General features: G+C 61.3%; 7 protein-coding genes. 2 read left to right on the plus strand and 5 right to left on the minus strand.

Annotated features, from left to right (window positions below; translation table 11 throughout):
- Window positions 1-30 precede the first annotated feature (30 nt).
- The 4 genes from LAN70_13560 to LAN70_13575 form a co-directional block, all read right to left on the minus strand.
- Window positions 31-1,359: a 4-hydroxybutyrate CoA-transferase gene (locus LAN70_13560; GenBank protein MBZ5512178.1), complete on the minus strand. Its 1,329-nt coding sequence runs from the start codon at window positions 1,357-1,359 to the stop codon at window positions 31-33.
- Complete coding sequence (locus LAN70_13565) at window positions 1,343-1,816, minus strand: hypothetical protein (protein MBZ5512179.1); 474 nt, start codon at window positions 1,814-1,816, stop codon at window positions 1,343-1,345. The genes LAN70_13560 and LAN70_13565 overlap by 17 nt, the downstream gene beginning before the upstream one ends.
- Window positions 1,817-1,886: 70 nt before the next feature.
- The gene (locus LAN70_13570; protein MBZ5512180.1) at window positions 1,887-2,363 is read right to left on the minus strand and encodes a hypothetical protein; all 477 of its coding nucleotides are present in this window, start codon (window positions 2,361-2,363) and stop codon (window positions 1,887-1,889) included.
- A 445-nt stretch (window positions 2,364-2,808) separates the two neighbouring features.
- Window positions 2,809-3,480 (minus strand): glycine cleavage system protein H, encoded by a 672-nt coding sequence (locus LAN70_13575; protein MBZ5512181.1) that lies wholly within the window; start codon window positions 3,478-3,480, stop codon window positions 2,809-2,811.
- 542 nt (window positions 3,481-4,022) lie between these two features.
- Here LAN70_13575 and chrA point away from each other — a divergent pair.
- Both chrA and LAN70_13585 read left to right on the plus strand, forming a co-directional pair.
- On the plus strand, window positions 4,023-5,183 hold the full coding sequence (gene chrA, locus LAN70_13580; protein MBZ5512182.1) for a chromate efflux transporter: 1,161 nt from the start codon (window positions 4,023-4,025) through the stop codon (window positions 5,181-5,183).
- 494 nt (window positions 5,184-5,677) lie between these two features.
- Entirely contained in the window at window positions 5,678-6,589 is a 912-nt protein-coding gene (locus LAN70_13585; protein MBZ5512183.1) for an RHS repeat-associated core domain-containing protein, read from the plus strand.
- Here the strand turns inward: LAN70_13585 and LAN70_13590 are convergent.
- Window positions 6,586-7,167, minus strand: a complete 582-nt coding sequence (locus LAN70_13590; GenBank protein ID MBZ5512184.1) for a hypothetical protein — start codon at window positions 7,165-7,167, stop codon at window positions 6,586-6,588. The genes LAN70_13585 and LAN70_13590 overlap by 4 nt on opposite strands.
- Between the last annotated feature and the right edge of the window lie 295 nt (window positions 7,168-7,462).

A 7,462-nucleotide genomic window follows, 5' to 3' on the forward strand; every position in this document is an offset into this window, starting at 1 on the left:
TCCTGACAGCTTACTCCTGAAGCCCGAAGCCTAAGTCACCGCCGCCAGCGCCACGTGGTTCCTGTGCAGCCACTTGGTGCGCTCGCAGTATTCGAACAGCGAATTGCGGAACTTCGGGTGGGCAATCGAGATCAGCGCCTCAGCCCGCTGCCGGATCGTCTTGCCGTGCAGGTAGGCGATGCCGTACTCGGTCACCACGTACCTGGTCAGGCCGCGCGAGGTGACCACGCCCGCGCCCGGGTCCAACATGGGCGTGATCCGCGACACGGTATCACCCTTCGCCGTCGCCGGCAGCGCGATGATCGGCTTTCCGCCCTTGGACCGCGAGGCCCCGCGGATGAAGTCCACCTGCCCGCCGATCCCGCTGTAAAACTGCGTGCCGATGGAGTCGGCGCACACCTGCCCCGTCAAATCCACCTGCAGCGCCGAGTTGATGGCGATCATTTGGTCGTTGCGCGCGATCTGCATCGGGTCATTAGTGAAGGCATTCGGCCGGAATTCGAAAATCGGGTTTTCGTTGACATAATCGAACAGCCGTTTGCTGCCCAGCACGAACGACACCACGATCTTGCGCGGCAACAGCGTTTTGCGCCGGCCGGTCAGGGCGCCCGAGTCGATCAGCGCGATCACTCCGTCGCTCACCAGTTCGGTGTGCACGCCCAGGTCCTGGCGGTCGGTCAGGTAGGCCAGCACCGCGTCGGGGATGCCGCCGATGCCGGTTTGCAGCGTCGAACCATCCTCGATCAGCGTTGCCACGTGCTTGGCGATCGCCCGGTGCGTGGGCGTGATCTCGACTTTCGGCGCCTCGCACAGCGGGCGCGACGTTTCCACGAAGGCATCGATCTGGTCGATGTGCAGAAAGCAGTCGCCGTAAGTGCGCGGCATCTGGTCGTTGACCTGCGCCACGGAGTATTTGGCGCAGCGCACCGCCGTCATGGTGGTGTCCACGCCCACGCCCAGCGAGCAGTACCCATGCTGGTCCGGCGGCGAGACCTGGATCAGCGCCACGTCCACCCGCAGTTGGCCGCAGTCGATCAGCCCCTCGATTTCGCTCAGGAACACCGGCGTGTAGTCGGCGCGGCCGTCGTTGACCGCCTCGCGCACGTTCCCCCCGATGAACATGGCGTTGTGGCGGAAGTGCCCCGCCATCTCCGGCGCGACATAAGGCGCGCTTCCCATCGTCATCAGGTGGATGATCTCGACGTCGCGCACAAACGGGGCCCGTTCCATCAGCGCTTCCACCAGCACTTCCGGCTCGGCGCATCCCGGGTGGATGTACACCCGCATCCCCGATTCGACGCAGCGCAGCGCGTCCCCCGCGTTCATCAGCTTGCGTTTGAAATTAACGGACCATGACATGTGCGACCTCGGCTTCCTCTTTGGCTGCCCTGGACTGTTCGTAACCCTGGGCCGCGTAGTACATCGCGCGGTCGAAGAACTGCTCCAGCAACTCCATCATTTCCAGCTCGCCCAACACTTGCTTCGGCTTCTCGATGTTCGCTTCGTGCTTCAGGAAGTCCCACAGGTGCTCCCGGGTGAGGATGATGGCGTACATCAACTCGCTCAGCAGCACGCCCTGCCGCTCGCGTTGCATGCCGATCTCGACGTAACGGCGCGCCACGTCTTCTTCCTTCTTGCTCAGCAGCCATTCCCCCAGGTGGTCGTACACTTCGTAGACCCGTTGCCGAAATTCTTCGCGCGGCACCCGCTTGAAGGTGGCGCACTTCTCGCAATTCTGCAGTTTGATCAGCATGGTTTCGGCCAGCCGGTCGGAATGGTTCTCAATCAGTTGCACCAGGTTTTTTGCCAGCGACATCACTTCTCTCCTTCGTCGTCCCCGGAGAGCAGCCGTTGCGCCGCCTCCGTGTTCCAGCGTGCGCCGGCCATCAACGGGACAGCGCGTGCTCCATCTTGTGCGCCGACTCGCCGGCGGCTTGCGCCTGTTCGTACCCCAGCGCGGCGTAGTACATGGCGCGGTCGAAGAACTGTTCCAGCAGCTCCATCATTTCCAGCTCGCCGAACACTTCCACCGGCTTCTCGATATTGGCTTCGTGTTTCAGGTACTCCCACAGGTGCTCGCGGGTCAGCATGATGGCCTCCATCAACTGGCTCAGCGGCACACCCTGCATCTGGCGCCGCTTCCCAATCTCGGTGTAGCGCCGCGCGATGTCCTCTTCTTTTTTCCCCAACAGCCACTCGCCCAGGTGGTCGTACAATTCGTAGACTCGCTGCTCGAATTCCTGCGACGGCACCTTGGTGAAGTCGGGGCACTTGTTGGAAGTCTGCAGTTTGACCAGCAGCCCCTTGGCCAGCCGGTCGGCATGGGTTTCAATCAGCCTGACTAAGCGATACGCCAGCAGCATAACCGCCTCCTTGCTTCAAGAAAGGCCTGGTGAGCGGACCTGCTGCCTTCCGGTTCACCAAGACGGTTTTCATTTTGGGTGCCAGCGTTCCTGTTTCTGGGGCCCACATCCCTTAACATCAAAGTGTGGGCTGACACCGCGTTTTTGGCCGTGATATTCATCACAAGTACTCGTGACAACGCTCACTTTTGGCCCTGCCCCTGACCCGAGACATCGTCATCTTCAGTCCTTGCAGTGTTTCTCAAAATGGGCGTGATCCCAAGTCCGCGCCCGGGGGGGGCAGCCTTGAGCTTGTCGAAGGGACGGGGGCGTCCCCCTTGCTTACTGGGACTACCGATCACCGATTGCCGACCACCCACCAGACACAAATTGCGAGCCTCCTCGGCTCGCAATTCGGGACTCGGGACTGGGAACTTGCAACTCATGGCGAAGGCCCGTTCCATCCCTAGCTCAAGAAGAATTCCCGCGTCAGCTCGGTCCAGTTCTGCTCCGGCATCTGTGCCGTCAAGTTGTCCATGGCCACGCCGCCGTCCTGCGCCAGCGCGCCCAGCACCGCCGGCACCCGCTTCTGCAGCCGGCTGGCGGCTTCTTCCGTCCACCACCGCGCCAGCGCCCCGCTCATCAGGTTGCGGAAGTTCGTCTTCGCATCCGGCGACTGCACCGTCACCAGCCAGCCTTCGCCGTACGGGTCCTGGCGCGCCAGTTCCGGCTTCAGCACCAGCGCATCGTTGATGTCCGCCACGCTGCCCTCGATCGGCGACAGCATGTCCACCTTGGCGCCGTCGCGATACACGCTCGCCAGCTTCTGACCCTGCCGGATCCACTGCCCGCGCTGCGGGAGCGACAGCCGCTCCACCTTCCCCATCAGCTTGCTGGCGAAGTCGTCCACCCCGACCCGCACCAGGCTCGGGCTCTCGCTCAGCGCCCAGGTGTGTCCCGGGTGATAGCGCAGGTTGTCCGGCACCTTGAACCCGCCTACCAGGCTGGGCTGCAACGGCGCCACGATCTCGCGCGCTACTGCCGGCTGCACTGCAATCTGCAGCGCCGGCTTCTTGCTGAAGAAGTGATCGATGAGTAGGAACATGATGAAGGTCGAGAGAACCAGGATGACTGTCATATGCTTGCCTCCGGCGGGCCTTTCTTGCTCCGCTACGGGCCGTTCGCCACTTTTCATTAAGGCAATCGCCATGCCACGACACACCAGGCCTGCCGAACCCTCCGCATCGTTTGTCTATGTACCGTAAAACGAATGAGTTGCGCGCTGCGGACGGGAGCGCATTGAACTACTGCTGATGATTTCTACAACGCCGCCTTGATGAGCTTTTCAGCGGCCATTTCGGCTACAATCTCCTTCGCGCATCCAGCAGTAACGGCGAATCAATGACTTACGCTTGTCCCGCCGCCTGCTGATTTCCTCTACAGCGACTGTTGCATTCTTCCGCAACGCAGAGCACGAGCGTGTAATTCATTGCGAATCACAGAAAATAAATGTGATCCCGTCTATAACGACGTTCTCGGCGTCAACGGCGAAGTGTGGCCTGATCGCTCTTTGACACCGGCGACATCGCTATAGACGGGATAACATCCGTTAGAATCCAGCATGCCCGGACACCCTGCAGTGATCGTCCGCATGCGATCGTGCAACCGGGCTCTCTCGGAATGGTGTTAGGTAACAACGCGACGGCGAAGCAGTCGGATATCCCGCCTCCCCACCCTCTGCGCGAGGTCGCGCTCGCGCTCCTGAAGATCGGCGTCACCGCGTTCGGCGGGCCGCCCGCGCACATCGCCATGATGGAAGACGAGTGCGTCCACCGCCGGCGCTGGCTCACCCGCGAGCGCTTCCTCGATTTCCTCGGCGCCGTCAACCTCCTCCCCGGGCCGAACTCCACCGAAATGGCGATCTATCTCGGTTACGTGCGAGGCGGCTGGGCCGGACTCATCCTGGGTGGGGCCTGCTTCATTGTTCCTTCCGCCATTCTTGTCACCGCGCTCGCCTGGGCGTATGTGCGCTTCGGGGCCCTGCCGCAGATGAACGCGTTCCTTTATGCGGTGAAGCCGGTGATCGTCGCCATCATCGCGCGCGCGCTGTGGCGCTACTCGGTCACGGCGCTCAAGACGCCCGTGCTGGTGACGATCGCCATTGCCGCTACCGTCGTCGGGTATTTCGTCCCGCACCCGTTTGGGCTGCTGGCTGCCGCCGCGCTGGTGGCCGCCGCGTTGGAAGCCATGCGCCACCCCATCCGCGATGTGCGCGCCGGGCTTCTTCTTCTGCTGCCGCCAGCCGCCGCCGCTCCCGCGGTCGGGCTGGCGCCGCTGTTCTTCTATTTCCTGAAGGTCGGCGCCGTGCTGTTCGGCAGCGGGTACGTCCTGTTCGCCTTCCTGCGCACCGACTTGGTGGACCGCTGGCACTGGGTGACCAACTCGCAATTGCTCGACGCCATTGCCGTCGGACAGGTGACGCCGGGTCCGATTTCCACTGCCGCGACCTTCCTCGGCTACATCCTGGCGGGACCGCTGGGCGCGCTGGTGGCGACGATTGCCATGTTTCTCCCGGCCTTTGTTTATGTCGCGATCAGCGAGCCGCTGGTGCGCGTGCTGCGCCGCTCGCGCATTGCCGGCGCAGCCCTGGACGGAGTCATCGCCGGGTCGGTGGCGCTGATCGCGGTGGTCACGCTTCAGCTCGGGCGGGCCGCCGTCGTCGACCTGCCGGCCATCCTGATTTTTCTCGTGAGCTTCGCCGTCCTGACCTGGACGCGTCTGAACTCCGCGTGGCTGATTCTGGCAGCAGGAATATTCGGGATGCTGGTTCTGAAGCGTTGACAGGGTCTATCGGTCTGTCCGACAGTTCTTCGGCGATCTCCAACACCGGCTGGGGATGCAGTTGGGACTACGACCGCTACGGCAACCGCTGGCACCAAAACGCCTACAACGGCTCGTGCCCGACGCCAACATTCAGCTTCACCCAGCAGAACAACCGTATTGACGGCTACAGCTACGATGCTGCGGGCAACCTGCTTTCGGGCGGCACGCATACCTATGTTTACGACGCCGAGAACCGGATCGTTTCGGGAGATAATGGCAGCTTCACATACGTTTATGACGCGCAGGGGCGCAGAGTGAAGCGGACCGGGACAGAGAACGTGGAGTACCTGTACGACCTCGGCGGCAGCGCCGTAACGACGCTGAGCGCGTCGGATGGATCGTGGATTCGCGGCGAGATTTACGCTGGCGGGCACCATATTGGCACGTACGCGGACTCGACCACCTACTTTACCCATGCGGATTGGTTGGGGACCGAGCGCGCGCACACGCAAATGGATGGAGGCCTGCACCAATGGTGCACGAATCTGCCTTTCGGCGACGCGCAAAATTGCACAGGAAGCGATCCGAGCCCACGCCACTTCACCGGCAAAGAACGGGATAGCGAGAGCGGCTTAGACGAGTTTGGCGCGCGCTACTACTCGTCCTCGATGGGTCGCTTTATGACTCCCGACTGGGCAGCCAAACCAACATCCGTACCCTATGCAAACTTCGGCAATCCGCAGAGCTTGAATCTCTACAGCTACGTTGAGAACAACCCGACAACAACCGGCGATCCTGATGGGCACGGAGAGTGGTACGACCCAAACGGTAGGCACTTGGGCACCGACGGCGTCAACGATGGGCGAGTCGTAATTCAGAACGCAAGTGCGGTGAGCTACAGCTCCGATCATTCGCTTGTCGATGTGGCAGGTAGTGGTATTCCGATGTACGACATCTCGGGCCATGTGGGCAACGCGATTCAAGATTCAGTTAGCAGGACGTTGGGACGGACGGGGTCAGATACACAGGGAGGATTTCATGAAGAGGGATTCACGGTGGACTCAAACGGTGTGCACAATGCTGCGCCCGGCCCAGCTTACAGACCTGGCGATGACGAGGCGCACATAAACCTAACTATCAATTCTGGCACAATAATCATCGAGCACACGCATCCCGCCGGCACAACGGACCCGAGTGTAGTTATGGGAGGCACGCACTTCAACCAAGAGCCCTCCACCATGCACAACGGAAAGCCTGGGGATATTCAGAATGTCAACAAGGACAACGAGGTCGCACCTGGGGCCATGCATATCGTCGCAGGTGCGGGAGACAACACGGTGCGCTTCTATAATCAGAACGGCACGCAGGCAAGGGTCCCGCTGAACGCGTTTCCTAGGTGCGAGAACGGTAACAACTGCCACTAAGGATTCGGAGCACGAAGAACATGAAAGGCATAGTCAGTCTGGTTATTCTTCTGCTCGTGACGGCTACGGCCGAGGCGCAGCGGCGTCCGCCAGAAATAGGCAGGAAACTGCCTGACCCCGGTCCCAACCGAATCGAGGTAAGATTCGCTCTGGGCGAGAAAGCAGTCACGTGCGAGCAATTCCATCTGAGGGCGAAGGTTGAGGGCCGAGTCATCATGGAGGGCCAGTTCGCTTCCGGCTTCCAGGTCCCATCGGAAGTAAGGGCACTTCCCCGGAATGATGCCCTGCAGCTTGAGTTGAAATGTGGAGATCATCGCTGGCATTTCACTAAGGTCCCGGAAACCGTCTTCCAGTCCAGTTGGTGGTGGGTCGGGACAGACTACCCGCCTTTCCAAGAAACGTTTCAAGGGTGGGCCATCTTTCAGGACGCGGCTTGGATTCGCTACTTGATCGTAGACCCCCAGGGCTTCTTTGTTGAAAAACATTGCCCTACGAAGCTGAAGGACCAAAAACCCGGTCCGTGCTCCGACGAAGACTGACGGGAGAGTCGGCGTGTTGGTGCTGTTTGCAATCAGCACCTACGTCGGCCTTCCCGCCCTGATGATCTGGGTGCGTTGGTTCAGTCGCACGCAACCGCGAACTGTGCCCTCCATCCTGTCCCTGATCGGTTTTGCACTCGCGACGGCATCCGGGGCGGGTGGCTCACCCTTGAGCCATTAACCCCACCGGAAAGGTGGGTGCCCCTCGATAAGAGCGAAGGCGTTGTCAAGGCGCACCCATCCGGTACGGTGCGCAAGCACCGTGGTGATGGTCGTGGCTGAGGGTCTGCAGACGCTGGCAGATTCCACGTTACGAATCACCTTGCGGTCGTTG

Source organism: Terriglobia bacterium (assembly GCA_020072845.1).
In the GTDB taxonomy this organism is placed as follows: domain Bacteria; phylum Acidobacteriota; class Terriglobia; order Terriglobales; family Acidobacteriaceae; genus JAIQGF01.

Excerpts from the sequence above, each read along its gene's own strand:
- LAN70_13560 (MBZ5512178.1), bottom strand. The coding sequence starts at position 1,359 with ATGTCATGGTCCGTTAATTTCAAACGCAAGCTGATGAACGCGGGGGAC.
- LAN70_13575 (MBZ5512181.1), bottom strand. The coding sequence starts at position 3,480 with ATGACAGTCATCCTGGTTCTCTCGACCTTCATCATGTTCCTACTCATC.
- LAN70_13565 (MBZ5512179.1), bottom strand. The coding sequence starts at position 1,816 with ATGTCGCTGGCAAAAAACCTGGTGCAACTGATTGAGAACCATTCCGAC.
- chrA (MBZ5512182.1), top strand. The coding sequence starts at position 4,023 with ATGGTGTTAGGTAACAACGCGACGGCGAAGCAGTCGGATATCCCGCCT.
- LAN70_13570 (MBZ5512180.1), bottom strand. The coding sequence starts at position 2,363 with ATGCTGCTGGCGTATCGCTTAGTCAGGCTGATTGAAACCCATGCCGAC.
- LAN70_13585 (MBZ5512183.1), top strand. The coding sequence starts at position 5,678 with ATGGATGGAGGCCTGCACCAATGGTGCACGAATCTGCCTTTCGGCGAC.